20 protein-coding genes are annotated in these 25,131 nt (G+C 56.1%); 1 reads left to right on the top strand and 19 read right to left on the bottom strand.

Annotated elements, in window-relative coordinates:
* Positions 1-29 precede the first annotated feature (29 nt).
* From KI379_RS03135 to KI379_RS03075, 13 genes are all read right to left on the bottom strand, one after another.
* A complete protein-coding gene (locus KI379_RS03135) occupies positions 30-815 on the bottom strand; it encodes a DeoR/GlpR family DNA-binding transcription regulator (RefSeq protein ID WP_076170516.1) in 786 nt (261 codons plus the stop codon).
* A gap of 20 nt (positions 816-835) precedes the next feature.
* A complete protein-coding gene (locus KI379_RS03130) occupies positions 836-1,897 on the bottom strand; it encodes an SIS domain-containing protein (protein ID WP_212982755.1) in 1,062 nt (353 codons plus the stop codon).
* 279 nt (positions 1,898-2,176) lie between these two features.
* Positions 2,177-3,133, bottom strand: coding sequence for an ROK family protein (locus KI379_RS03125; protein ID WP_373309524.1), 957 nt, complete (start codon positions 3,131-3,133; stop codon positions 2,177-2,179).
* Positions 3,134-3,165: 32 nt separating this feature from the next.
* On the bottom strand, positions 3,166-3,870 hold the full coding sequence (locus tag KI379_RS03120) for a copper homeostasis protein CutC (protein WP_212982754.1): 705 nt from the start codon (positions 3,868-3,870) through the stop codon (positions 3,166-3,168).
* A complete protein-coding gene (locus tag KI379_RS03115) occupies positions 3,867-5,324 on the bottom strand; it encodes a leucyl aminopeptidase family protein (RefSeq protein WP_212982753.1) in 1,458 nt (485 codons plus the stop codon). The genes KI379_RS03120 and KI379_RS03115 overlap by 4 nt, the downstream gene beginning before the upstream one ends.
* A 42-nt stretch (positions 5,325-5,366) precedes the next feature.
* Entirely contained in the window at positions 5,367-6,800 is a 1,434-nt protein-coding gene (gene pepV / locus KI379_RS03110; protein WP_212982752.1) for a dipeptidase PepV, read from the bottom strand.
* Positions 6,797-7,816, bottom strand: a complete 1,020-nt coding sequence (locus tag KI379_RS03105; RefSeq protein ID WP_212982751.1) for an ABC transporter ATP-binding protein — start codon at positions 7,814-7,816, stop codon at positions 6,797-6,799. The genes pepV and KI379_RS03105 overlap by 4 nt, the downstream gene beginning before the upstream one ends.
* Positions 7,813-8,823 carry an ABC transporter ATP-binding protein gene (locus KI379_RS03100; RefSeq protein WP_145025348.1) on the bottom strand — a complete coding sequence of 337 codons (1,011 nt, stop codon included), beginning with the start codon at positions 8,821-8,823 and terminating at the stop codon, positions 7,813-7,815. The genes KI379_RS03105 and KI379_RS03100 overlap by 4 nt, the downstream gene beginning before the upstream one ends.
* A gap of 12 nt (positions 8,824-8,835) precedes the next feature.
* A complete protein-coding gene (locus KI379_RS03095) occupies positions 8,836-9,750 on the bottom strand; it encodes an ABC transporter permease (RefSeq protein ID WP_244879341.1) in 915 nt (304 codons plus the stop codon).
* A 13-nt stretch (positions 9,751-9,763) separates the two neighbouring features.
* Positions 9,764-10,699 (bottom strand): ABC transporter permease, encoded by a 936-nt coding sequence (locus KI379_RS03090; protein ID WP_076170525.1) that lies wholly within the window; start codon positions 10,697-10,699, stop codon positions 9,764-9,766.
* Between the two features lie 124 nt (positions 10,700-10,823).
* Positions 10,824-12,473, bottom strand: a complete 1,650-nt coding sequence (locus tag KI379_RS03085) for a peptide ABC transporter substrate-binding protein (RefSeq protein WP_076170526.1) — start codon at positions 12,471-12,473, stop codon at positions 10,824-10,826.
* Between the two features lie 246 nt (positions 12,474-12,719).
* Positions 12,720-13,727 (bottom strand): asparaginase, encoded by a 1,008-nt coding sequence (locus KI379_RS03080; RefSeq protein WP_089545785.1) that lies wholly within the window; start codon positions 13,725-13,727, stop codon positions 12,720-12,722.
* 24 nt (positions 13,728-13,751) lie between these two features.
* Positions 13,752-14,930, bottom strand: coding sequence for an ROK family transcriptional regulator (locus KI379_RS03075; RefSeq protein ID WP_163878598.1), 1,179 nt, complete (start codon positions 14,928-14,930; stop codon positions 13,752-13,754).
* Between the two features lie 483 nt (positions 14,931-15,413).
* On the opposite strand from KI379_RS03075, the gene KI379_RS03070 reads away from it, so the two are divergent.
* The gene (locus KI379_RS03070) at positions 15,414-16,649 is read left to right on the top strand and encodes an MFS transporter (protein WP_212982750.1); all 1,236 of its coding nucleotides are present in this window, start codon (positions 15,414-15,416) and stop codon (positions 16,647-16,649) included.
* Between the two features lie 153 nt (positions 16,650-16,802).
* Here the strand turns inward: KI379_RS03070 and KI379_RS03065 are convergent, their stop codons facing one another.
* The 6 genes from KI379_RS03065 to KI379_RS03040 form a co-directional block, all read right to left on the bottom strand.
* Complete coding sequence (locus KI379_RS03065; protein WP_212984598.1) at positions 16,803-18,089, bottom strand: glycoside hydrolase family 30 beta sandwich domain-containing protein; 1,287 nt, start codon at positions 18,087-18,089, stop codon at positions 16,803-16,805.
* A gap of 469 nt (positions 18,090-18,558) precedes the next feature.
* A complete protein-coding gene (locus KI379_RS03060; protein WP_212982749.1) occupies positions 18,559-19,575 on the bottom strand; it encodes an endo-1,4-beta-xylanase in 1,017 nt (338 codons plus the stop codon).
* 162 nt (positions 19,576-19,737) lie between these two features.
* Positions 19,738-20,697: a carbohydrate ABC transporter permease gene (locus tag KI379_RS03055; protein WP_186320158.1), complete on the bottom strand. Its 960-nt coding sequence runs from the start codon at positions 20,695-20,697 to the stop codon at positions 19,738-19,740.
* 2 nt (positions 20,698-20,699) lie between these two features.
* Positions 20,700-21,659, bottom strand: a complete 960-nt coding sequence (locus tag KI379_RS03050; protein ID WP_089545781.1) for an ABC transporter permease — start codon at positions 21,657-21,659, stop codon at positions 20,700-20,702.
* A 90-nt stretch (positions 21,660-21,749) separates the two neighbouring features.
* Positions 21,750-23,444 carry an ABC transporter substrate-binding protein gene (locus KI379_RS03045; protein ID WP_212982748.1) on the bottom strand — a complete coding sequence of 565 codons (1,695 nt, stop codon included), beginning with the start codon at positions 23,442-23,444 and terminating at the stop codon, positions 21,750-21,752.
* Positions 23,445-23,574: 130 nt separating this feature from the next.
* A complete protein-coding gene (locus KI379_RS03040) occupies positions 23,575-25,119 on the bottom strand; it encodes a response regulator transcription factor (RefSeq protein ID WP_212982747.1) in 1,545 nt (514 codons plus the stop codon).
* Positions 25,120-25,131 lie beyond the last annotated feature (12 nt).

The following is a 25,131-nucleotide window of genomic DNA, read 5'->3' as shown; positions in this document are numbered from 1 at the left end:
CTGAGCACCTGCCCTTATTTCACAGAATGTTATTGCGCGACATGCACCTGCACCCCGGATTCTTTCAACCGGCTGCGGAGCTCCTCCCCGGGATCCGCATCCGTAATGATTCCGTGCAGGGCCGCCACGGGCGCCACCTGGAACAGGGAATTGCGGCCGTTCTTCGTATGGTCAAATACGGCGATGGTGCGGTTGGTGCGCTTCATCATGATCATCGCCGTATTCGCTTCAAGCTCGGAATAAGTGCTGGCCCCCTGTTCCGCCGAAAAACCGTCGATCCCCATAAACATCGTGTGAATGTTGATCGCCTCCAGCGTCCGCTCGGCAAGCGGTCCGCACAGCTCGAAGTTTTTGCTGCGCAGCATGCCGCCGGTCAGCACGACCTGAAGGTCTTCGTTCTCCGACAGCTCCATCGCAATATTGACGGCATTGGTCACCACCGTAATATTGCGGCGGTTCTTGAGTGCCCTCGCAATGAGATACGTCGTGGTCCCGCCCGTCAGGCCGACCACGTCCCCCTCTTGCACGAGGGAAGCCGCCATGGCGGCGATTTTTTCCTTTTCCTGGTACAGCTTGTTCTGCTTCTCGTGAAATGGAATTTCCCTTCCGGCGGTGATGCCCGCGGATTTGGCGCCTCCGCCCATCGTGCGGATGACCCGTCCCGATTTCTCAAGCGCCTCCAGATCCCGGCGTGCCGTAGCCTCAGAGCATTTGAAGCGGGCCGTCACCTCCTGAAGGGAAATAGAGCCGTGCTGCAGGATGTAGTCCAATATCTGTTCCCGGCGTTCTTCTTTCGATCCATTTCGTTCACTCAAAGCGATTCTCTCCTTATGGTTTAAATTTTGACCACCTGGGTCAAATTCCGCGGGCTGTCCGGATTTCTCCCCTCCCGCAGTGCGGTGTAATACCCGATATATTGAACCAGCGGCATGTACAGCACCGCTCTCGCCTCATCGGACAGCGCCCGGCCTCCTGTCTCGAACACGAGATCGGCAAAGCCGGTGTCTCCGCCCTTGTCCGCGGTAATGATAACAACATGCGCGCCGTATTCTTTCATCTCCTGGGCTACCTTGATCTCATAGTCCCTTGCGGTTTCCGACAGCAGCAGGCAGACCATCGTTCCCGGCTCGACGACCGATTTCGGTCCGTGCCGGAATTCCATCGTGCCGAAGCTTTCCGTCCAGACGCAGGACATTTCCTTGATCTTCAGGCAGGCTTCCTGCGCCAGCCCGTAATAGGATCCCATGCCCAAATATATGAATTTGTTCAGCTCCGGATGGCCGGAAATCAGTTCCTTGGCGGCTTCGTCCGCCTTGGCTACCACACCTGCGCTGAGCTCCACGGCTTCCTGAAGCTCCTTCAGCTGCTCCGTCTTGCCGGCAGCGCGAGCCATCGCCGCTTGGAGCATAAAAGTCATGCTGCTAAAAGACTTCGTCATGACGGTGCTTTTCTCCTTGCCGAGCGGTGACAGTAAGTATGGAGCGAGCTTCGCCATTGTGCTTTCCTCATCGCAGGTGATGCTGCAGATCGTCCAATCCGGCAAATCCTTCACCGATTCCAGTGCGAGAATAACCTCCGTCGATTCTCCCGAACGGGAAATCCCGACGAGCAGCACACGTTTTCCGGGCGGAACCGCCTGCTCCCGGAACAAAAAGATTTCGGATGACGGATAGGCCGCACCGCTGCGCCCCGTCCATTTGCGGAACGTGGATGCGGCGGTCTGCGCCAAATAATAGGAAGTCCCCGACCCGATAAAAATCACTTCATCAAACGAAGAATTGCCGATAAACTGGGAGATCCAATCCTGCTGTGCCTCTAGCTGCTTCCAGGCAGCCGCCAGCGCATCGGATTGTCCGCCGATCTCTGGATACGTCAGTACGCCTTGAGTCTGTGCCAATGAATATCCACCCCGATCTCATCATATTGGTAGTATAGCGGTTGTTTCTATTGGCATTATATTGCAATACATTGAAATATTCAATCATTAAATTGATATAAAATTGCAAAATAAGCTCCCGATTAGGATCGACGCACTCTCTTCAAAACTCAGCAGCTCCAACAAAAAAGGGCAAATCCATAACAAATATGGATTTGCCCTTCCCTTTTAATTCATATCAATGCCGCCTCTTTAAAATGCACGCATAATGCATAAGATGGCGGCTAATTTTTCAGCCGTCTATTCCACGAACAGGGCTGCAGCTCCGATAATGCCCACATCGTCTTTAAGTTCAGCGGGTTTGATGGCGTAAGTGCCCCGATAAGGCTCCATGACCAGCTCCCCGGTCTTCCCGCGGAGCGGCTCGAAGAAGGCAGCCCCGGCGCGGCTGACGCCGCCGCCAATGACGATGCAATCCGGATTGAAGCTGTGAATGATGTTCATGAGTCCAAGGCCCGTGTAATGTATAACCTGCTCCAGCGTCTCTTGGGCCAGCTTGTCGTTCATCGCCGCGGCTTGAAACACATGCTTGGCGCTCAGCGGCACGCCTTCCGCTTCGGCCAGCACGGTCATCTGCGTCATGCCTTCCGCCGCCGCTGCAGCCGCCTCGGACGCCTGGCGGGCGATGGCCGTCCCCGAAGCGTAGGTCTCCCAGCAGCCCCGCTGGCCGCAGCCGCACAGCGCCCCGTTCGGGTCGACCACCGTATGGCCGAGCTCGCCCGCGAAGGAGCTTGTCCCCAGGTACAGCTTCCCGTCAAGAACCAGGCCCGAGCCGATGCCGGTGCTCAGGGTGACGTAAACCATGCTCTGTGCCCCGCGTCCTGCACCGTACACGTATTCTCCCCATGCCGCCGCGTTCGCGTCATTGATCAGCTTGGCCGGCACCTGCAGCCGCTTCTCCAGCTCCGCCTGCAGCGAAATGCCGTTCCATCCGGGCAGGTTCACCCCGTTGCGGATGATTCCCCGGCGGGTGTCGACCGCCCCCGGGGAGGCCAAGCCGACACCGGCGATTTCGTGTTCTCCACTCACTTCCGTTATCGTATCTACGATCGCCTGAATGACCTCTTCCGAGCTTTTCAGCCCTGCGGTCGCCTTCTGGCTCCGGGCCAGCATCCGTCCGCCGGCGTCCAAAAGCCCTGTTGCGATTTTCGTTCCGCCGAGATCCACCCCGACGATCATCTTAGGTTGTTTGTCCAATGATTTCACCACAGTAATCGAGTATTTTGTTGTTACCCTGCTGACTTTGCAATGGAATTCACCGTCTGCGCCGCCGCCTTCACCCGCTCGGAATCGAGCGGCAGCAGGTAATTCCCTTCCGCTCTCAGCGCCGAGCCGAAATGGACCTCAGGCACGCCCGTCTTCTGGACGAACTCCGATAACCCAGGTACGGTCAAACCGTATCCAGCCAAGATACGGATGCCGGTTCCGGCTGATGCCTCGACCAGTGCTTGGATGCGGTCCGTCGACTCCGGCGCGGGCCGCGGCCCTCCGGAAGTCAGAATCCGGTTAATCTGCGGATATGCCGATAACGTCCGGAGCGCGCCGAGCTGATCGTCGATTTCGTCGAAGGCCCGGTGGAACGTCACGTTCAGACCGTCGGCCTCCTTCAGCAGCATTTCCAGCGCTTCGGTATCCACCGTGCGGTCCGGTGTTAGCGTTCCAAGCACGATTCCCGCCGCTCCGCACTCTTTGATAAAAGCGATATCCTCACGCATCGTCAGCAAGTCGTATTGGTCGTAGACGAACGACTGGCTGTGCGGCCGGACCATGACATGGACCGGAATGCTCATCAAGCCGACGACCTTGCGGATCATGCCCGGACCCGGCGTCAATCCGCCTTCCATAATGCCCGTCACCAGCTCCAGGCGGTCCGCTCCCGCGTTCTCGGCGACGAGCGCGTCGTACAAATTGGTTGCGATCACTTCCAGCTTCACTCCGCAGTGCCTCCATTTCCAGAATTGGCCTGTTCCGTCACAAAATCGGCCAGCAGCCGGACTCCGTAACCGGTAGCCCCGGCAGCTTTATACCCCCGGTCCGCCGGGACCTGGGACGTATTGGCCATGTCGATATGGCACCACCGCGCCTTAGAGGGCACAAACCGCCGCAGGAACAAGGCCGCCATATTGGCTCCCCCATAAGGGCTGGAGGCCAGGTTGGCCAGGTCGGCGTACGGGCTGCCCAGGAGCTCCTCGTCCTCATCGACGAGCGGCAGGCGCCAGATCGGGTCGCCGTTCTTGCTGCCGATCCGCATCAGCTGCTCAGCGAACCCGGCGTCACCCCAGATACCGGCCACCCGCAGCCCCAGCGCGTGTCCCACCGCACCGGTCAGCGTCGCAATATCGATGATCCGCTCGGCCCCGTTCCGGGCGGCGTGCAGGATGGCGTCGGCCAGGATCAGCCGTCCTTCGGCATCCGTGTTGACCACCTGCACGGACAATCCGTTCGGATAGCGGATCACATGCGACGGCAGGATGGCGTCCCCATCCGGCACATTTTCCGCGATCGGAATGAGCGCCGTGATTCTCGCCTTCACTTCCAGCCGGGTGAGCAGATCCATCGCGCCGATGACAGCCGCGGCCCCGCCCATGTCGAAGCGGGCGTCGCTCAGATCCCGGGCGACCTTCAGGTTCATGCCGCCCATGTCAAACGTGATCCCCTTGCCGATCAGCGCCAGATGCGGGGCGTTAGAATCGCCGAAGTATTCGATCTCCACCATGGCCGGCGGATGCTTGCTTCCGCTGCCGACAGCCAGCAGGCCGTTCATCTGCCGCTGCTTCAGCTCCTCGCCCTGGTACACGTGAAGCTTCACGTTCCGGCCGGCGAAGACCGTCTTGATCCGCTGCACGAAGCTGGCCGGATGAAGATCATTCGGGGCCTCGTTGCACAGGTCCCGGGCCAAGGCGACCGCTTCGGCCCGCGCACGTCCGAGCCAGGCCGCCTCCGCATAGCTGCGCTCGGAATCGGACTCGATCCGAATCCAATCCACCTGCCCCTTCTTGTGGCGCGATGTATATTTATCGAACACATATGTGCCCAGAAGCCATCCTTCGACCCAGGCGACGGCCGCCTGCTCGGGCCATTCGCCTTCCCCGAAAATGTCACGGAGGGCCGTACCGTCGATCGACGCGGTTCTCAAGGACGCCTTGCGGATTTCGCGGCCCGCCCCGCCGGCGGCTTCCCGCAGCGCCTCCATGCCGAATTTGTCCCGGCTGCCCAGACCGACGACGAGAATATCCTGCTCCCCGTGCCGTCCGTAAAACCAATGGACGGCGCCGCGGCCGCCCATCCCTTCGCGAAGGGTGAGCCCGGCGGGTTCGCCTTCGCTGTCCTCAAACACCGGATAGATCGTTACATCCGCCGGTTGCCCTGTTCCTGATATCAATTCCATCAGCTGTACATTCCTTTACAAGAATTTTGGTTAAGCCGCAGATTATAGGTTCAGATTGGCCAGCTCATGCATCGCCCGGGCATAGATTGCCGTCGAGCGAATCAGTGCATCGATGTCGATATGTTCATTCCTTTGATGTGCCGAATTGGCCATGCCCGGAAATACCGGGCCGAAAGCGACGCCGTTTGCGATATACGCCGCATAAGTTCCGCCGCCGGTGGACAGCAGCTCGGCCGGCTGCCCCGTCTCCGCCTCGTAGACCCGCTGCAGCGCTTCGATCATCGGATGATCGTCCGGCACGCAGTGCGGATGTTTCAAGCTCGGCGGTTCGATCTCAAGGCCGCAGGCCGAGGCCCGGACCCCGATGTTCTCCAGAATATCCGTTTGATTGCCGCAAACCGGATATCTCAGGTTGATGTGAAAATACGATTCTCCTTCCGGATCATACTGCAGCAGCCCTGTGTTGACCGTCAGCGGTCCGGTGATCTGGTCTTCCATCGCAATGCCGAAGGCACGTCCGTAGATATCGCCATACATCAGCGCATCGACCGTATAGAGATAATGCTCCGCACCCGAAGGGAACGAGAACTCCTTCAGAAAATGGATCAGCTTAAGGCCCGCATTAATGCCGAGCTGCGGCTCCATGCCATGGGCCGTTTTACCGGTTAGCGACAGGCTCGCCGTCTGTCCGTCCGCATCGATCTCAAAGCTTCCCTTCAGCCCTTCCGCCGCGCAGTAGTCCTCATAAGCCTTCTGCATCGCACCCAGGCTGCCTGCATCTCCCGCTATCTCGGCGCGCGCCCCTTCAGGCACGCTGTTGGCCACCTCTCCGGCCGTGAACAACCGCAGCCGGTACTCGGAGCCGGACGAATCGCTCTCCTCGATCGGCTTAAAGAGCAGCCGGGTATTGATCTGCCCCTTCTCGGCCCGAACGATCGGAAAATCGGCATCCGGCGTAAATCCGCAAACCGGTGCCGGTTCCAGCTCGTTATATTTCTGCATGCACTTCCCTGTCCGCTCCTCGTCCGTTCCGAAAATAAGGCGGATCCGGTGCTTCAGCGGAAGCCCCATGTCTTTGACAATTTTGAGTCCGTAAAACGCAGCCATTGCCGGGCCTTTATCGTCCTCAGCGCCGCGCGCGAAAATTTTGCCGCCCCGGACGGACGGCTCGAACGGAGGGGTCGTCCACTTCCCGGATGCCGGAACGACGTCCAGATGGCTCAGAACGGCCACATAGTTCTCGGCCGATTCCGGGCCGAATTCGGCGTAGCCAACATATCCGTCCAGGTTCCGGACCCGGAAGCCTTCGGCCGCGCACAGGTCCAGCATATATTGCAGTGCCTCCGCAACACCTTGGCCCATCGGCTGCCCGGGGCCGCTGGTGTCCGGATCATAAACACTGTCGATTCTCAGAAGTCCGGACAGATCTTCAATCAAGGCCTCTTCCCGCTCTTCGGCCATCTCGTACCAGCTCATGCGCCGGCTCCCTCCTTATTTACAGTCATCTTTTTACTTGGATCATACAGATGGCAGGCTACCCAGTGCCCTTTTTCCGCTTCCTGCCATACCGGCGTTTCCGTAGCGCACAGCTCTGTAGCAAACGGGCAGCGCGTCCGGAATCGGCATCCGCTCGGCGGGTTGATCGGGCTTGGCAGGTCTCCCTGCAGCACCATTCGTTCCCGGCCGCGCTCCAGCTTCGGATCAGGAATCGGAATCGCCGAAAGCAGCGTTTTGGTGTATGGATGCAGCGGATTCTCAAACAGTTCGTCGCTGCTCGTAAGCTCCACCATGCCCCCGAGGTACATCACCCCGATGCGGTCGCTGATATGCTTCACCATCGACAGGTCATGGGCGATGAACAAATACGTTAATCCCAGCTCCTGCTGCAGCTTCTTCATCAGGTTCACGACCTGTGCCTGGATCGAAACGTCCAGCGCCGAAATCGGCTCATCGGCGATCACGAACCGCGGATGAACCGCAAGCGCCCGGGCGATGCCGATCCGCTGGCGCTGGCCGCCGGAGAATTCGTGCGGGAACCGCTCAGCGTGGCTGCGGTTCAGTCCGACCGTCTCCAGCAGGTCGTAGACCATCTGCTGGCGCTCCTTGCGGTTCTTGGCGATGCCGTGGGCGTCAATGCCTTCGGCGATGATGTCGGTCACCGTCATCCGCTGGTTCAGCGACGCATACGGATCCTGGAAGATCATCTGGATGCTCCGGCTCAGCTTCTTCCGCTCGGCATTGGATTTACGGCCGTGCACCGCCTCGCCGTCAAAGCTGACCGTCCCCTCCGTCGCTTCATAGAGACGGATCAGCGTGCGGCCCAGGGTCGACTTGCCGCAGCCGGACTCGCCGACAAGACCGAAAGTCTCCCCCGGATAAATGTCGAACGAGACGTCGTCCACCGCTTTCAGAATCTGTCCGCGGCCCACGTCAAAATGCTTCTTCAAATGCTTGACCTCGACCAGCGGTTTTGTCCCCTTCTCATGCTTCATGGCCGATCACCTCCCGCAAGCGGACTCTGCACTTTCGGCGCCCGGCTGTCCTGCAGCCAGCAGGCCGCGCGGTGCGTCTCCGAGTGTTCTGTATATTCTGGCATATATTCGTGGCAAATTTCCATGGCGTAAGGACAGCGTGCCGCAAACGGGCATCCCTTGGGCGGGTCGCTGAGGTCCGGCGGCGTGCCGGGAATAGCCGTCAGCTCCTCCGATTTCTCATGCAGCTTCGGCATGGAAGCGAGCAGCCCCCAAGTATACGGATGCTTGCCTTCATAAAAGATTTCGTCTACCGTACCGGTTTCCACGATTTTACCGGCGTACATGACCGCTACGCGTGACGCCATATTCGCGACTACGCCCAGATCGTGCGTGATCAGCACGATGGACGTGTCCAGCTCCTGCTGCAGCTTCTTCATCAGCTCCAGAATTTGCGCCTGGATCGTCACGTCAAGCGCAGTCGTCGGCTCGTCGGCGATCAGCACCTTCGGGTTGCACGCCAGCGCAATCGCGATGACCACGCGCTGGCGCATGCCTCCGGACAGCTGGTGCGGATACTGCTTCAGCCGCTTGTCCGGATTCGGGATGCCAACCTGGTCCAGAAGCTCCACCGCCCGCCGGTTGGCTTCCGCTCCGCCGAGCTTGCGGTGCTTCTTCAGCACCTCGGTGATCTGCTTGCCGATCGTCATCGTCGGGTTCAGCGACGTCATCGGGTCCTGAAAGATCATCGAGATGTCCCGGCCCCGGATATCCTGCATCTGCTTTTCCGGCAGCGACGCGATATCCTTGCCTTCAAAACGGATCGAGCCGTGTTTAATTTTTGCGGACTTCGCCAGCAGCCTCATGATGCTTTTGGAAGTCACCGATTTGCCGGAGCCGGATTCCCCCACGATCGCCAGCGTCTCGCCCCGGCCCAGGGAAAAGCCAACGCCGCGCACGGCCTGCACTTCGCCCGCATATGTGAAAAAGCTGACCTGCAAATCCTGCACTTCGAGCAAGTTGTCCATTCTCTCTTCCCCCTATTTCCGCATTCTCGGATCCAGCGCATCCCGCAGCCCGTCACCCAGAATATTGAACGTTACCATGATGAGGACGATGACAATCGAAGGGTACAGCAGCAGGTATGCCTGCGTATTCAAGGATGCGAAGCCGTCGTTGATCAGCACCCCGAGCGAAGACATCGGCGACTGAAGTCCAAGGCCGATAAAGCTTAGGAACGCTTCGGTAAAGATCGCCGACGGAATCGTGAACATCGTGTTGATGACGATGATGCCGATCGTATTCGGAATCAAATGCTTTGTAATGATGCGCCCGGTGGGCGTGCCCAGCGTACGGGCCGCCAGGACGAATTCCTGCGACTTCAGCTTCATAATGTGTGCCCGGACCAGCCGGGCCATGTTGACCCAGCCCGTAATGGACATCGCGACCATGATGGTCACAATCCCCGGCTTCATCACCATCATCAACAGGATGATAATGATCAGGCTCGGAATCCCGGTCAAAATTTCGACGATCCGCTGCATCACGTTATCGACCCTTCCGCCGAACAGGGCGGAAATGGCGCCGTAGGCAACCCCGATGACGAGGTCGAGCGCGGCGGCGAGCACGGCGATCAGGAGCGATACGCGCGTTCCCTGCCATACGCGGGCCCATTGATCCCGGCCGAATTTATCAGTGCCGAACCAATGATCGGCGTTCGGTTTTTGATAGACGGCATTATAATCGGTAGAGTAATAGTCGTGATGTCCGATCCACGGACCGACGATCGCCAGCAGCAGCATGATGACCAGGATGACCAAGCTGACGATCGCCGCTTTGTTTTGTCTCAGCCGTCTCCAGCTGTCCTGAAAAGCCGTCAAGGATTTGCCCGAAATCTTCTCCCGTTCGTCCGGCTTTGCGGCGGCCGGCTTAAACAGCGCATCCACGTTATCCATTTGCGTCATGTCCTCACTCCTTTCCCGATGCCAGACGGATCCGCGGATCCACCAGGCCGTACAGCAGATCCACGATCAGCATGACGAATACATAGAAGGCGCTGTAAAAAATCGTGATCCCCATAATCGTGGAATAATCGTTCATTTTGATCGAGTCGACGAACAGGCTCCCGATCCCCGGAATCCCAAAAATATTCTCAATGACGAGCGAACCTGTCAGCAAATTGACTACGATCGGACCAAGAATCGTAATGACCGAAATGAGCGAGTTGCGGATCACGTGCTGGAACATGATGCGCGCGAACCCGAGCCCTTTTGCCTTAGCCGTCGTGACATAATCCTGCTCAAGCACCTCCAGCATCTCTGTCCGTACAAACCGGGCGATCAAGGCGATGACGCCGACGCAGAGCGCAATAGACGGCAGGATGGAGCTGGGATAGCTCTCCCAGAATGCGACCGGCAGAAGCCCCCATTTGAGCCCGACAAAATACTGCAGCAGCGCCGCAAGCACGAAATTCGGCACCGACACGCCGAGAACGGCGATAATCATGGTGGCGTAGTCCCAGCCGGAGTTATGGCGGTAAGCGGCGATGATCCCGAGGATCATGCCGATGGCCAGTCCCAGCAGAACCGCTTGCAGACCGATCAAGGCCGAAGGTCCGATCCGGCTCATGATGATGTCCTTTACAGGTTGACCGGTGTAGAAAAACGACGTTCCCAAATCGCCTTTGACAATATTTTTTAAATAGTTCACGTACTGCACACCAACCGGCTTGTCCAAGCCGTAGCTGGCATAAATCATCTGTCTTTGTTCCTGCGGCAGCTGCTGAAGCTTCTCTTCATCGAACGGAGTGCCAGGCAGTGCTTTCATCAGGAAAAAGGTGGCGGTCGTAATAATAAACAACGTCAGCAGTAAGTATACGATCCGGATGCCGATATACCGTTTCAATGTTGCACCTCCCAATACGCGGGGCCTTCAAAATTTTCATTACGTCCCGGAGCTTGATCCAGGAAAGGGAAAGAGAGAAGCCGCGCTTCTCTCCTCTCCCGATACATGCCCATGTGAAGCGGCATTACTTGATGCTTGCATATTTAAAGTCAACCGGGTTGCCGTATGGATGGTAGTCCAGTCCTTCGACTTTATCGCTCAGCAGGTAGGAGTATCCGCCGAAGTAGATCGGAACGACCACGACATCTTCTGCCGTCAGAATTTTTTCGGCAGCCAGCAGCATGTCGATCCGTCTTGCTTCGTCCGTTTCTTTCTTGGCGTCAGTGATCAGCTTGTCGTACTTCGGATTTTCATAGTTTCCGCGGTACGGCGTGTGGTTTGCCCACAGATCCAGATACGTCATGGCATCATCATAATCGGCGCCCCATGCGGTAATCGCCATTTGATACTGGCTGTTGTCCATCAGCTGTCCGCGGGCTTTCGCCGTTTTGGTGTCGATGGCCACGTCGATGCCGAGGTTTTTCTTGAACTCGCTCTGCATAAAGGTAGCGACGTCCTTCGTTTCGGAGGTGTCCGCTACGAGCATCGTAATTTTAGGCGCTTTACCCAGCTCTTTAACCCCTTGCTCCCAATAGGATTTGGCCTTTGCCGCATCCGGCGTGATCAGGTCGCCCTGCATTTCGCGGAAGCTTTTGCCTCCCGTTGCGCTCATTTGGTCCGGAATCAGTCCTGTAGCGGCCTTGGAACCGTTGTTCAGCACCTGGTCTGCCAGCAGTTTGGAGTCGAAGCCGTATTCCAGCGCTTTGCGGATGTTGATGTTGCTCACGCCGTCCGCCTTCAGGTTGAACTGCAGGTACGTCGTTCTGAAGTTGATGCCTGTTCCGAATCCAGGGTCGGACTTGGATGCATTGACATCGGAAGACTGCAGCAGCACGCGGTCAAGCTGTCCGGCTTTGTAAGCGTTCAGCGCCGTGCTCTTTTCCTTGATGACTTTCACGTCCACTTTGTCCACCTTGACGTTCGCAGCGTCCCAGTAGCCGGCATTCTTCTCGAGCACCGCACCGCTGGCGGCATCGACCGAAGTCAGCGTGTAAGGACCGTTGAACAGCATGTTTTGCGGGCTCAGCGCATAGCTTTCGCCCTGGGACTTCACGAATTCCTCTTTCATCGGGAAGTACGGAGCCAGCGAAGTCAGTCTCAGGAAGTAAGGCGTCGGCTGCTTCAAATGAACGACCAGCGTCTTGTCATCCTTCGCTTCGATGCCGACTTTGTCCGCCGAACCGCCTTCTGCGTACTCGGCTGCACCAACAATGTAGTCCGTCATAATAAAGGAATAGCCGTTGGTTCCGGTTTTCGGATCCATTTCACGCAGCCAGGCGAACTTGAAATCGGCTGCCGTTACCGGCGATCCGTCGCTCCATTTGGCGTCAGCGCGCAGCTTGAACGTATACGTCAGCTTGTCTTCGGACAGCTCCGAGCTCTCTGCCATGGCCGGCTGGGGCTCGTTCTTCGGATCGAGGCGGTACAGCCCTTCTCCGATATTGTTCAGCACCGTAAACGATACGTCGTCGGATGCCGCCCATTGATTCAGGTCTTTAATTTCGCTTTCTACAGACAGTCTCAGCTCTTTGGACGCCGTCTGTGCGGCGTTGCCCGTGTCCCCCGTCGTGCCCGAGCTCGCGCCTTTACTGTCGCCGCCGGTGAACGAGCATCCTGTGAAAATGGCCGATACGACGAGCAGCGTCGCCAGCAAGCTTACCTTTTTCCTTTTCATTGCATGTCCCACTCCTTTATGTCCCCTTTGTGAATGTATGATTGCACCGCCGTTTCCGAAGGAAGCCGCGGGTGAATCCGAATCTCTTGTGCTCATTCATGCTGAAGAACTTCCGGTACTGCGTGTCAATGGCAATCAGGTGCTTGGTCTCTCCCGCTTCCTCTATTCGTTACTGCCGAAATGCTAGTTTCGTAGATCGAACAATTTTTCGAAAAGGAGAGTATTACTTTATTTAGAAGCTTGCGTTTACTTACCTGCCAGGGTAAAAGCGGCTCTGCGCTCGCCGACTACAATGTGGTTGTCGTTCTTGATTTCCTTTGAAACGACCGTATACAGACGGTCAATCGTGGCCTGGTTGCTGTATCCGATTTGCTCGAGGATCGAAGCAACGGCGATCGGCCACGGTGTCTCCGAGCCGTCGATCACTTTCAGCGCAAAAGCGACGCGTTCCCGAATTAAAGAAAAGCAGTAGACACCTTTGGCTCCACCCTTGGCGACGATGTTGTCGTCCCGCAGCAGCTCCGAGCAGATAAACTGATGGCTCGCGATACTGTCCGGCGCCGCGTGCATATAGCGGACCATACGCTGCACGGCTTCCCGCGTCCCGGCATCACGGATCAGCTCTGGGCAGGCCAGCTTCAAGTATGCCGTGGCGATCGATTTCAGCGGCAGCGCAAAGATCGGAAATCCGCAGCCGTCAACGCCTACTTTAATCTGATCGACCGGATATTCGGCCATGTCTGCGAGTGTGTGAAGGATGTCCTGCTGCAGCGGATGCGATGGCTGCCAGTAAGTCTCTGTCGGCAAGCCCATCTCCCTCGCTGCGGCCAGAATGCCGAGATGCTTGCCGGAGCAGTTATGATACAGCTTGCGCGGCGGTTTATTTTCCCGCATGAGGGCGAACTTCGGCTCATCGTTCAGCGGATAGGTCGGGCAGCACAGCAGCTGCTCTTCTTTGAGGCCGGTTTTGGCCATAATCGATTCCAATGCTTCGATATGATACGTTTCGCCCCGGTGGGAGGCGGCGAACATGGCGGCTTCCGCATCTGTCAGCCCGTACTTTTCGGCGATGTTCTGCTTCATGACCGGGATCGCCTGGAACGGCTTGGCCGCCGAACGCAGGAAGGTCATATGCTCTGCATCGCCCACCTCATAGATGACTTCTCCTTGATCCGATACGCCGCACAGCACGCCGAGATGCACGTTCTCCAGCACGCCGCCGCGGTATTCCTCCACCAACGGTTCCAATTTCATACGTCAACACCCGCTTCGTTAAATTTAGTCTGCCTGCTCCATCTGTCTGTCGATGTCCAGGAACAGGTTTTGGGCCAGTATGCCCGATCCGATCACCACGCCGTCGCTCTCCAGAGCCGAGTAGACGATCTGGAACGTTCCGCGCAGCGGCTCCCACACAAATTGATCCATGCATTTGTCCGAAATGAAGTCCCGGACTTCAGGGAAGCTTTCCACCAGCTTGCCGGTCAGAATCACCGTATCCGGGTTGTATACGCAGGCGATGTTGCTGACCGTGACCGCTACGAAAGTCATGGCCCGGTCCACAATGCTCGCCGCCCAATACTCTCCGTCCTTCCTCGCCTGAAACAATTCCTCCAGCGATCCGATCGGTTTGATTTTGTTGGCCTGCTCAACAAGCGACGCTTCGGCGATATAGGTCTGCAGGCAGCCGACCTTGCCGCACTCGCACAGAAGGCCTCCCGGGTCTACTACCGTATGCCCGATTTCCCCGGCACTGTTCGTCTCCCCGCGATAGATTTCCCCATCGATGATCAGGGAGGAGCCGACCCCGCTGCCGAAGCCGATCAGCACCGAGCGGCTCGATCCTCTCGCCGAGCCATATTGGTGCTCGGCCAGCGCACGGACTTTCAGCTCGTTATCCACGGCAACCTCAAATCCGGTCAGCCGCCGGAGCTCCCCGGCGATGTCGGTCTGCTTCCAGCCAAGCTGCGCGGACAGTACCACGCTGCCCCCGGCGTAATCGACAATGCCCGGCAGTCCGACGCCGATGCCGACCACCTTGCGGCGGTCGATGTCCTCCGCCAGGATCAGCTCCTCGATGGCCGAGGCGATACGCTCCAGCGTTGCCTCCGGCGTTTCGCGGGAATCGCGCGTCACCTGCGTACTGTGAACCACTTTGCCATCCAGGTCCACAATGCCGATCCGGATGCCGCTGCGGTCGATTTCAACGCCCACGGAGAGCACCGAGCCGGGATTCACATGCAGCATCACAGCTTTCCGTCCGACGCCGGTCGTCGTCTGCTCGATCTCATGCATAAAGTCCTGCTGGAACAGCTCGGAAACGATCCGGCTGACCGTCGTGGGACTCATTCCTGTCAGTCTGGCGATCTCGGCACGGGACAGGGGCGAGTGTTTACGGATCAGTTCAAACACCGTACTTCTGTTTTTCCTCCGGATATAATCCTGATCGTGCTTCTGCATCGGAGACGGTCCTCCATTTTAATTAATTTCACCTATGGAGAAAATCTTGGTAGGAAAAAGGAACACAGTGGATTTAAACTCGGCATTTAGGGATAATTACCCGAATTGGCGTCCGACTTTGGTCTTATAATTTCTCCAGTGATGTTATTAATTGAACTTTAATAGAATTGAGATTTCGTGTCAATATATATGTCATGTTTTTGTCGAAATTCGTCTGAATTTCCGTTTTTGAGGAAATTCCATCGAATGAAAAGCAAATTTTCAGATTTAGGTTTTCAATGAAAATACCAATTAAACCGCTTACTATAACACTTTGTGTCAACTTTTTCTTTCAAAGATTAGAATGTTTCGGCCCTTTACAAGCCCCTATCTAACCAGTAACCGTGAAACTTTTTCTGAAAATCCCCTGTTTTCCTGTTACTATGGAGAAAGAACATGATCCGGACGGCGACCGTCTGGTTACAGAAAGGTTGAAGCTGCAGCATGAATTCTACTTCTACTCCAGATTTGCATTCCCGTACGACGGCAAAAGGCAAGGAACCCTTTCCTGTCTCCCTTCTGTCGCTGACGGTGGGCGCCTTTGCGATCGGCATGACCGAATTCGTGATCATGGGCATTCTGCCAAATGTAGCCGATGATCTGAACGTAAGCATCTCCACAGCCGGGCAGCTGATCACAAGCTACGCGCTGGGTGTAGCGGTCGGCGCCCCGATCCTGACCATCTTAACTCACCGGCTTCCGCAGAAGCTGCTGCTCTGCCTGCTGATGGCGCTGTTCATTCTCGGCAACGGCATTGCCGTCATCGCACCGAACTATACCGTGCTGATGGCAGCCCGCCTCATAACAGCGCTTTGCCACGGCACCTTCTTCGGCGTCGGCGCCGTCATCGCTTCCGGCCTCGTCAAGCCGCATAAGCGGGCCGGCGCAGTATCCATCATGATGGCGGGCCTGACGATCGCCAACATTATCGGCGTGCCGGTGGGCACCTTTGTCGGCCAGCACCTGGGCTGGCGCGCCTCCTTTGGCGCGATCATGGTGATGGGGATCGTGGCCCTGATCGGCATCGTCCTGTTCATCCCGCGGATCCGCCGCGATGAGTCGGCCAGCCTGGGCAAGCAGTTCAGGGCGGTAGCCCAGCCCAAGCTGCTGATCATCCTCCTGGCCTGCGCCGTTGGCAACTCAAGCTTGTTCGCCGTCTTTACGTATATCGCCCCGCTGCTGGAGCAGGTGACCGGATTCCATGAAAGCAGCGTCACCTGGATTCTCGTCCTGTTCGGCATCGGGGTCACGGTCGGCAACATGCTGGGCGGCAAACTCGCCGACTGGAAGCTGATGCCCGCGATTCTGGGCATCTTCCTCTCCATCTGTGTGCTGCTGACGATTTTTACTTTTACCGTCAAAAGCCCCGTTGGCGCAGTCGTTACGATCTTCCTGTGGGGAGCCGCTTCGTTTGCGGTCATGCCGGGCATTCAGGTGAAAATTATGAACCTGGCGCAGGAGGCGCCCGCGCTCGCCTCGACTTCCAATCACTCGGCCGGCAACCTCGGCAACGCGTTCGGCGCCTTCTTCGGCGGATGGGTCATCGACGAGATGGGGCTCACCTCCCTGCCTTGGATCGGCGCCCTGCTCGTCGGGCTCGCCTTCCTGATCGTGCTGGCCGTCTATATGCAGGAGCGCAGACGGCAGACGGTTCCGGTGGCGGGGACGGTTAGCAAGTAAGACCGGACTTGAGCATATGCCTGAGATTAGTGTGATAAGCCAAAGAACACCTCCCCTGAAAGGGAGGTGTTCTCTTTTTGTTACATATCATTCCCGATTAACGAGCTGGCGGGCCGAAATCATCAACCTGTCTCACCGTTTAGTTTGCACCGTTTAATGCGCCAATTCGCCTACGAAGGTTGTCACGCTCTGGGCAGGAAGTTGGGCCGTAAAAGAACCGCCCTTGATTTTAATCGAAGATCCGGCTGCCATATTTCTGCTGGCGTCCGTTACCCATGGGATGACTTTAGACGCCTTGCCGTTTTGCAAGGTGAAGGTTTGGCTTACCACTGAGGTGCCTTTGTTAATGGCCACAATCACAACTTTGTTGTTGCCTTTATATGCAGAGGTGTAGACGTTGGTATCGGGGTTCTTCGTTGCATCGACCCTGACATAACCGGGGCGGACAAACTTGGAGAAATGAGCCATGTTATACCCGCGCTTGCTTATCGTCCCGTCCTCTTTCATAGGACCATACTGCCTGCGGATATACCACCATACGTAAGCCTCGAAATCTCCCTCTACCATCGCATGATGAATATGATAGGACACGTCAAGCGCCTCGGGCCACCGATCTGCAGAGTTAGCATCGCTGTTCGGATAATATACTTCCGTCATCCACAGTTCTTTGCCCGCTCCCTTTTGCTTAAAGAGAGGATACGCGAAATCGCCGATCTGGGTCCCGTACAGGTGGGTACCCAAAATGTCCATATTGGCCAGGGCCTGCGGATCGTTCAGAATAGGGTCGGACATGTTTTTCAGGTATTGGAACGATTCCGGCGCGATAACCCGGCAGTTAATGGAGCCTGCATTTTCCTTCATAAAGCGAAGCATCTCTTCAGGGGTCCACCACGTCCAGGTATGGGCATAATCAGGCTCATTCTGGACGGATATCGCATATAGATCCACACCGTTGTTCTTCATGAACGTAACGAAATCGTTAAGATACTGGGCATAGTCGGCATACTTGTCGTATCTTAGCCGTTTGGCCGACGTATCTCCGTTCCGGTTGAACGTTTCTGTCATATCGCTTGGCGGATTCCAAGGGGATGCAAACACAATGGCTCCGTGTGCAATCGCACTCTTGGCCGTTTCGACTTCCTTGCTCCAATTGTTCCGATCTTCATCCACATGAATTCTGAGAATAGAAAAGCCGAGCTGGTTGTCCCCATTGCCGAAAGCCGTTTCTCTTTGGTCTTCCGTCAAATCCCCGATCCAGACGGGGTGGTTGATTCCCCCAAAACCGCGAATGACCTGTTTTTCCGCCGATAAGTTGACGGTGGCGTTACTTGAAGCCGACACCTGAGCCGGCCCCGGCACGGCCAGTACGATCGACAGGGCCGTTACACCGGCTAACCATCCGCAAACCGATTTTTTCAAACGTGACCACGTTGCGTGCATTTCCATCAATACCTCCATTCTCTTGATAGAATCGTTTAGCTATATAGATTGAACAAAAGTGTTGCACTGAACTTCCTGTTATAACCGCCCAAATACGGCCTATAACATTCTTTTTTTGTTCATTCTATATTGCCGGATTAAAATTCGGTTTCCTCTCACCCCCCCTGTTTAAGTCTCGATTTCCCCTTCATCTCAGATTCGGATAACCATCGATGGGCGAGACCCCAATCCCTCGCTCAGCCAGCCGCTCTTTGATATCAATGCTTCCCTGTCGGTAAGACGCATGACGTTTCTGCCCGAACCCCATCGAAGTTTCCATGCAACGAATGTATTCCGATTTAGAACATTTCCAATTGGTAAAGGAATGAGCCGTCCCCCGTAGATCATAGGAGAACGGCATCATCGAATACCAGGCGCTTGCTTGCTGCAAGCTGCAAGAATCCGCTTCTTCGCTATTTTGCGTTTCCGCCTACTCCGCAAACAACGCGGCGATCCGGTCATAAGCCGGCTTCGGACGGTGCTGCGCATCAAACAGCATCGGCCAGTTTTTGCGGCCGCGCACCGGGAAATCGTCCAGCCACGTATAGTCGTCGGCCGCCCCCCAGAACGTCACCCCGCTGATGACGTCGCTGTACTCCTTCAGCAGACCGAACACGCCCTCATACAGCTCTGCCTGACGCTCGAGCATGCCCGGCTCCGGCGAAGTCAGATCGGCCCGCCTGTCATCGAAGCGGAAGACCGACACGTCCAGCTCGGTGAGCTGCAGCTGCAGGCCAAGCGAAGCATACTTCTCGATCGCCGCGCGGATATCGTCCAGGGACGGATCGAACAGGTTCCAGTGCGCCTGCAGGCCGATGCCGTGGATCGGCGCGCCTTGCTCCAGCAATGACTTCACCAGCGCATAGATTTTATCCCGCTTGGCGGGATGTGATTCGTTGTAGTCGTTGTAGAAGAGCAGGGCATCCGGATCGGCGTCATGGGCGTATTCGAACGCACTGGCGATAAACTCCGGCCCGGCGATGTCCAGCCACTTCGACGGACGCAGAAGCGCGTCGCCTTCGTCGGCGATAACCTCGTTGACCACATCCCAGGCATAAAGCCGGCCCTTGTACCGCCCCACCACCGTATCAATATGCGAGCGCAGCCGCTCAAGCAATAAGGCCTTGCCTGCCGGTCGTCCCTGGCTGTCCTCGAACAGCCAGTCCGGGGTCTGATTATGCCAGACAAGCGTATGCCCGCGCATCGCCATTTGGTGCCTGCCGGCGAAATCGGCCAGCAGATCCGCATCCTCAAACGTATACACGTCTTCCTCTGGATGAACGCTGACGAACTTCATTTCGTTTTCCGCGGTAATGCTGTTAAAATGGTGCGCCAGCAGCTGCTCCTGCGACCGGATCGTCCGCGGATTGACCGCCGCCCCGATCCGGAAATGCTGCGCGAAGAGATCCTTCAGCGCCTGCTCGGTATGCGTGCCCGTTGAATTCATGACAGACTCCCTCCTGCCTATGGGTGTTAATTTCGACATTAGTGAAATCCGGCGGCCGCCACGATGACCTCTTGGGAGGCCACTAAAAGGCCCCTATGCGGTTCGGTTCTCTTAGGGTTCGAAAAATCGCCATCCACTGCGCTTTTCCGTTCTTTGACTCGGTTACTCTTTCACGCTGCCGACATTCAGTCCGACCACAAAATACTTTTGCAGGAACGGATAAACCACCAGAATCGGAACGGAGGCAACAATCGTTATAGCTGCGCGGATCGAGAGCGGCGTCACCATCGATACCGCGGTTTCCTGGTTCACGCCGACGCCTGCCGCCACGTTCGGATTGCTGTTGGAGTTCATACTCGACGAGAGCAGCTTCATCAGCTCATACTGCAGTGTACTGAGCTCCTGTCTGGAAGAAGTGTACAGGAATGCGTCAAACCAGGAGTTCCATGCGCCTACAGCCACAAACAATGCGATGGTGGCCAGCACCGGTGTACACAGCGGGAAAATGATCCGCAGGAAAATTTTGAAATCTCCGGCGCCGTCGATCTTGGCCGATTCGACCAGGCTGTCCGGAATCGTTCCGATATAGGTGCGGATAACGATCATGTTAAACGCGCTGATCATGGACGGGAAAATATACACCCAGAAGCTGTTCAGCAGGTGCAGGTCCTTGATCAGGAAGTATCCCGGAATCAGGCCGGCGCTGAAGTACATCGTCAGCACGAAAATGACGGTGATCGGCTTGCGGAAGACGTATTCCTTCCGGCTCAGCGTATACGACAGCATCGTTGTCAGGAAGATGTTCAGCACCGTGGACAGCACGGTCCGTGCCACAGAGATCCAGAATGCGTCATAAATCGTGCCCGATGCGAACACCGCCTTGTAGTTCTGCAGCGTCCATTGCCGTGGCCATAAATAAATGCCTCCGCGGATCGTATCGTTACCCGCATTCAGCGACACGGCGATCGTGTTCAAAAACGGATACAGCGTGACAACCACCAAAAAGATCATAAAAATCGCATTAAACGTATTGAACAGCACCGGCTCAACCTTGCTCGAGCGCATGCTTTTTCTTATCGTAACACCAGCCGCTCCCTGCGGGCTGATTTGATGATTTTCCATACTCATAACAGCCTCTCTTCCCCAAGCCGCTTTGCGGTCCAGTTGGCCACCAGTAACAGGGCGACGCTCACGACCGTTTTAAAGATCCCGCCGGCTGTGGCAAGTGAATAGTTTCCTTGAGCAATCCCGTATTTCAAGACAAAGATATCGATCGTTTCGGCCCAGTCCACGACAAGCCCGTTGCCGAGCAGGTACTGAACCTCAAAGCCAGCGTCCAAAATATGGCCGATGGACATGATCAGCAGAATCACGATTGTGGATTTGATCCCCGGCAGAGTTACATGAAACATCTTCCGGTAGCGGTTGGCTCCGTCCATCTCCGCCGCTTCGTACAGCGCGGGATCGATCGACGCCATGGCGGCCAGATAGATGATCGTGTTCCAGCCCACTTCTTTCCACACATGGGAAGCACCGACGATGCCCCAGAAATACTTTCCTTCGCTAAGCCATAAAATCGGTTCCTTGATCAAATGCAGCTTCATCAAAATATCGTTGACAATGCCGTCGGAAGCCAGCGAAGTGGCTACGATCCCGGTCACGATAACCCAGGACAAAAAGTGCGGAAGGTAAGAAATCGTTTGTACCGTCCTTTTCCAAATGACCTTTCGAATTTCGTTGAGCAGCAGCGCGAGCACGATTGCCGTTACGAAACCAAGCACGAGATTGATAATGCTCATCCCGAGCGTATTGCGCAGCACCCGCATAAAATCGTCATCGGTAAACAAAAATTTAAACTGCTTGAATCCGACCCAGTCCTGTTGGCTGAAGGAACGCGCCGGTTTGTAGTTCTGAAATGCCATCGTCCAGCCCCAGACCGGAACGTAGGCAAATAAAATGATATACAGCGTCAAGGGCACGGACATCCAGATCAACTGCTGCTGGCTCTTCAGCACAGCCCAGGTCAGCTTCCGTTTCTTCTCTGGTTTCCGGACAGCTTTCTTATTGGTTACAGTCACAGCCATACGTTTGCTCTCCTCACCATATTCAAATTCCGGAGCGGGTATCTATAAAGCGGAAGGCGCTCATTAGCGCCTCCCACTTTCTGTGAACCCTTATTTGCTCCAATTATCGATTCTCCACTTGATTTGCTCGTTGATCTTGTCTTCGTACGCCTTGACATCGACCTTGTGAATTTGTGAAGTGTACTCATTCCATACCGAATCAAAATCGGACGGGTTCGCCAAAACTGCTTTCGGCAAATACTTGGTGGATAGATCGTTCAGCTTCGTGTTCGCTACTTTGGCTGGCGATCCTTCGACCAGATCGATGGACCAGGCCGGGTAGTAAATCGGATTCTCCGGCGGCTCGCTGAAGAAATCGACGTAGCTGTCATAGCCGTATGCTTCCAGGAATTTTTTGTCGTAATCGTTCAGGCCCGCTTTGTATTCTTCCGGCTGTGCAGCGGCGTCGGTGGAGTTGCCGTCGCTGAAGCTTCCCTCGATTTTCGGCAGGTTTCCGAACAGGGCGTCAGCTTTGTTCGCCAGCTTCCATGTTCCGTCCGACTGCTTATCGCGCTGCTCCTGGGTTCTCATAAACCGGCCCTGGTCGTTGACGATGTAGTCCTCACCTTCAATGCCCCATGAGAACACTTTTTGCCAATCTTCCGTGATCAAGGTGTCGAGCAGCTTGATGATCTTCACAGGATCCTTTGCATTGACGCTGATTCCGAAACCGTTGTTCAGGTTAAGCACAGCCCGGTCGCGATAATAGTCCTTCGTGCTTGTGTCATATACGAGCGGAAGTCCCACATACGTCCGGTTAAACTTCTTCTGGGTGATCAGCGAGTTCTCGGCATTCTGGAAGTTCCAGTGCTGGTCGAACATGCCGAGCACCGTGCCGCTGGACAGTTTGGCCAGGTACTGGTCAAAGTTCTGTACGAACGTCTCTTTGTCGATCAGCCCCTGCTCGTTCATTTGATTCAGCTTCTGGTAGTATTGCTTGGCATAATCCTTATCGGCAAAAATTTCGGCTACGCCGTTGTTCACAACGACGCCGCCGTCGTTCGGATGACCAATCAGGTGCTGAGGCGGGTTAAAGAGACCCCAGTTTTTCCAGTCGTAGTTCAAAATCTCAAAACCGATCGTCGGGCTGCCGTCGATGGTCGGATGCTTCGTCTTATACTTGGCGATCAGGTCGAAGTACTCGTCCAGCGTCTTCACTTTCGGATAGCCGGCCTCAGCCAGCACGTCCTTCTGAACCCAGAACGCCGGCCCGGAATACCAGGTGCTGTTCAGCTTGCCGTTGTATACTCCATAGTTCGGCAGAATATAAATGTGCCCGTCGTTCGGGTCCTTCATCATGTTCCAGTATTTTTCATAATGCTTCTTCAAATTTGGCGCGTACTTCTCGATCAAATCCTCCAGCGGAATATAGGCTCCAGCCGCTGTCAGCTTCGTGTTGCCGGTCATCAGATCCGGGTAGTCGGAGCCGGCAATCATGACGCCCAGCTTCTGGTTAATGTCGCCTGCCAAAAACTCGAAATTAAACGTGGCTCCCGTCTCATCCTTGATTTTTTTGTAAATCTTGTTGTCCGGAGTGGGCTGCTGCCCGGCTTCCCCGATGAAAACGCTCACGTTGAACGGCTCCACCTTTCCGTCGCTGCTGCTTCCGGTTGCTGTCTGCCCTGTAGAGCTGCTGCCGTTGTCTGCGCTGTTGTCTTTGCTGCCGCCGCAGCCGGACAGGACTACGCTGAACGTCATCGCCATGAGTATGCCAAGACGAACCAGCGGTTTAAATCTTCCCCCCATGTAAAGCACCTCCGTCAAATTTTAGCCACACCAAGCTTTTCTTGTAAGCCTTTTCATGTAACTGTCTTTATTGTAAAAGCGCTGCCATAGCCGAAACTATATCGGAATTAAAGGAGTCACCTTCAAAACTTTAGAACATCCTTTTTTTGTATTCATTGGGGGACATCGCATGCCTCGCTTCGAACTGCTTGAGGAATTGGCCGTAATGGCCGTACCCGACGCGCTCCGCAATTTCGCTGTTCTTCAAACTGCTGTTTTCCAGCAGACGTACAGCCTCTTCAATCCGCAGGTTATGCAGCATTTCGTTAAAGCCGATGCCGTTCTTCTTCAACAGCAGCTGGCCGAGATAAACGGGATGCAGGTAGAAGACCTCGGCCAGCTTTCGGATTGTCAGCGGCTCCCGGTAGTGCTCGCTGACGTAGTCGATAATTTCCTGGGCAATGCCCTGGGACTGCCGCTGCTGTTCCCGCATAAAAAAGTCGATGCAGCCCTCGGCGCAGGACAGCAAATCGCCCATCACGTCGCCAAGCGTCATCACGGTGCCGGATATCCGGGGAATATCGTACTTTTCGATCCAGGGCTCCGCTGCCGGGCCGGCTGCTTCTCGCATATGGCTCATGATTTGATACATGACATGGATGGCGAGTTTTTTGACGATGTCCGGATTGGGCATGGACTCCCGCAGACTGGAATCCGCTAACTGTACCGCCTTTCGCAAAGCCGGCTTGTCCAGCAGCGATACGGCCTGGAGCATTTCTTTAAATAGATCCAACCGCTCGAAATGATCTTCAAACTGGAGATGTTCCACCTGCTCGTAAAGGATCAAGCCCGGGGCATGATCAAGGTAAAAGGCATATTGTATGGCCTTCTTCGCCGCCTTGCAGCAGCAGCCGATCCGGTGCAGGCTGTTCTCCGCCTGCCCTGACGCCATAAACACCCGTTGTCCGTCCGCGCTTTCCGTCAGCAGCTCCTCCGCCATCGCGTAAGCTGCCTTATCGTTATCCTCTGCCGAGTTCCAACCGTACACGATCCCGAAGCTGCTCGGCTCCAGATCGACCAGGTATATGAATTCCCCCGCCTCTGCCATTGCGGCAGCCTTCGCCCGCAGCCGGGAAAGAGCATCCGGCGCCGCCTGCACCAGGTACATGTTCCATGCCGGCATGGCATCCGACAGGCGGGTGACCTCCTTCTCCCTGCCGTCCAAGGCGTTCGCACCGCCGTTCAGCAGATCTTTAATCATCGAAACCGCCTCTTCGTAAGAAGCCATCCTCGTCAGGCTCTGTTCCTCCCGCTCCCGCACGAGCTCCCGCCGAATGTCCCGGATCTGCTCAGCCGCCTCCTCCGGAATGACCGGTTTGAGCAGGTACGCATTGACGCCGTATCTCAGCGCCTTCTGGGCGTATTTAAATTCACCATATCCGCTGACAATGGCGAATTTGACCGGCGCTGTTCCTTCCAGGCTCCACGCCTCGATCATCTCCAGCCCGTCCATCAGCGGCATCCGGACGTCGGTGATGACCAGATCCGGCGCCAGCTCCCGGATGAAATGCAGCCCTTCCTTTCCGTTGCTTGCGCGGCCGCATACCTCAAAGCCCAGCTCCTCCCAGTCGATCCACAGCTCCAGCCCCTCCAGGGCAGCGGGTTCGTCATCGATCAACAACACTTTAAATGTCATGGTTCCCCTCCT

The organism is Paenibacillus cineris (assembly GCF_018333335.1).
Classification (GTDB): Bacteria; Bacillota; Bacilli; order Paenibacillales; family Paenibacillaceae; genus Paenibacillus_AQ; species Paenibacillus_AQ favisporus.
This window is presented reverse-complemented; position numbering and strand designations above follow the sequence as displayed.

Coding starts and splice junctions, on each gene's coding strand:
- KI379_RS03060 (WP_212982749.1), bottom strand. CDS start 19,575: ATGAATTCAACGGGCACGCATACCGAGCAGGCGCTGAAGGATCTCTTC.
- KI379_RS03070 (WP_212982750.1), top strand. CDS start 15,414: ATGAATTCTACTTCTACTCCAGATTTGCATTCCCGTACGACGGCAAAA.
- KI379_RS03040 (WP_212982747.1), bottom strand. CDS start 25,119: ATGACATTTAAAGTGTTGTTGATCGATGACGAACCCGCTGCCCTGGAG.
- KI379_RS03055 (WP_186320158.1), bottom strand. CDS start 20,697: ATGGAAAATCATCAAATCAGCCCGCAGGGAGCGGCTGGTGTTACGATA.
- KI379_RS03085 (WP_076170526.1), bottom strand. CDS start 12,473: ATGAAAAGGAAAAAGGTAAGCTTGCTGGCGACGCTGCTCGTCGTATCG.
- KI379_RS03105 (WP_212982751.1), bottom strand. CDS start 7,816: ATGAAGCATGAGAAGGGGACAAAACCGCTGGTCGAGGTCAAGCATTTG.
- KI379_RS03050 (WP_089545781.1), bottom strand. CDS start 21,659: ATGGCTGTGACTGTAACCAATAAGAAAGCTGTCCGGAAACCAGAGAAG.
- KI379_RS03080 (WP_089545785.1), bottom strand. CDS start 13,727: ATGAAATTGGAACCGTTGGTGGAGGAATACCGCGGCGGCGTGCTGGAG.
- KI379_RS03045 (WP_212982748.1), bottom strand. CDS start 23,444: ATGGGGGGAAGATTTAAACCGCTGGTTCGTCTTGGCATACTCATGGCG.
- KI379_RS03100 (WP_145025348.1), bottom strand. CDS start 8,823: ATGGACAACTTGCTCGAAGTGCAGGATTTGCAGGTCAGCTTTTTCACA.
- pepV (WP_212982752.1), bottom strand. CDS start 6,800: ATGAGCTGGTACGAGATGGCCGAAGAGCGGGAAGAGGCCTTGATTGAA.
- KI379_RS03115 (WP_212982753.1), bottom strand. CDS start 5,324: ATGGAATTGATATCAGGAACAGGGCAACCGGCGGATGTAACGATCTAT.
- KI379_RS03075 (WP_163878598.1), bottom strand. CDS start 14,930: ATGCAGAAGCACGATCAGGATTATATCCGGAGGAAAAACAGAAGTACG.
- KI379_RS03095 (WP_244879341.1), bottom strand. CDS start 9,750: ATGGATAACGTGGATGCGCTGTTTAAGCCGGCCGCCGCAAAGCCGGAC.
- KI379_RS03065 (WP_212984598.1), bottom strand. CDS start 18,089: ATGCACGCAACGTGGTCACGTTTGAAAAAATCGGTTTGCGGATGGTTA.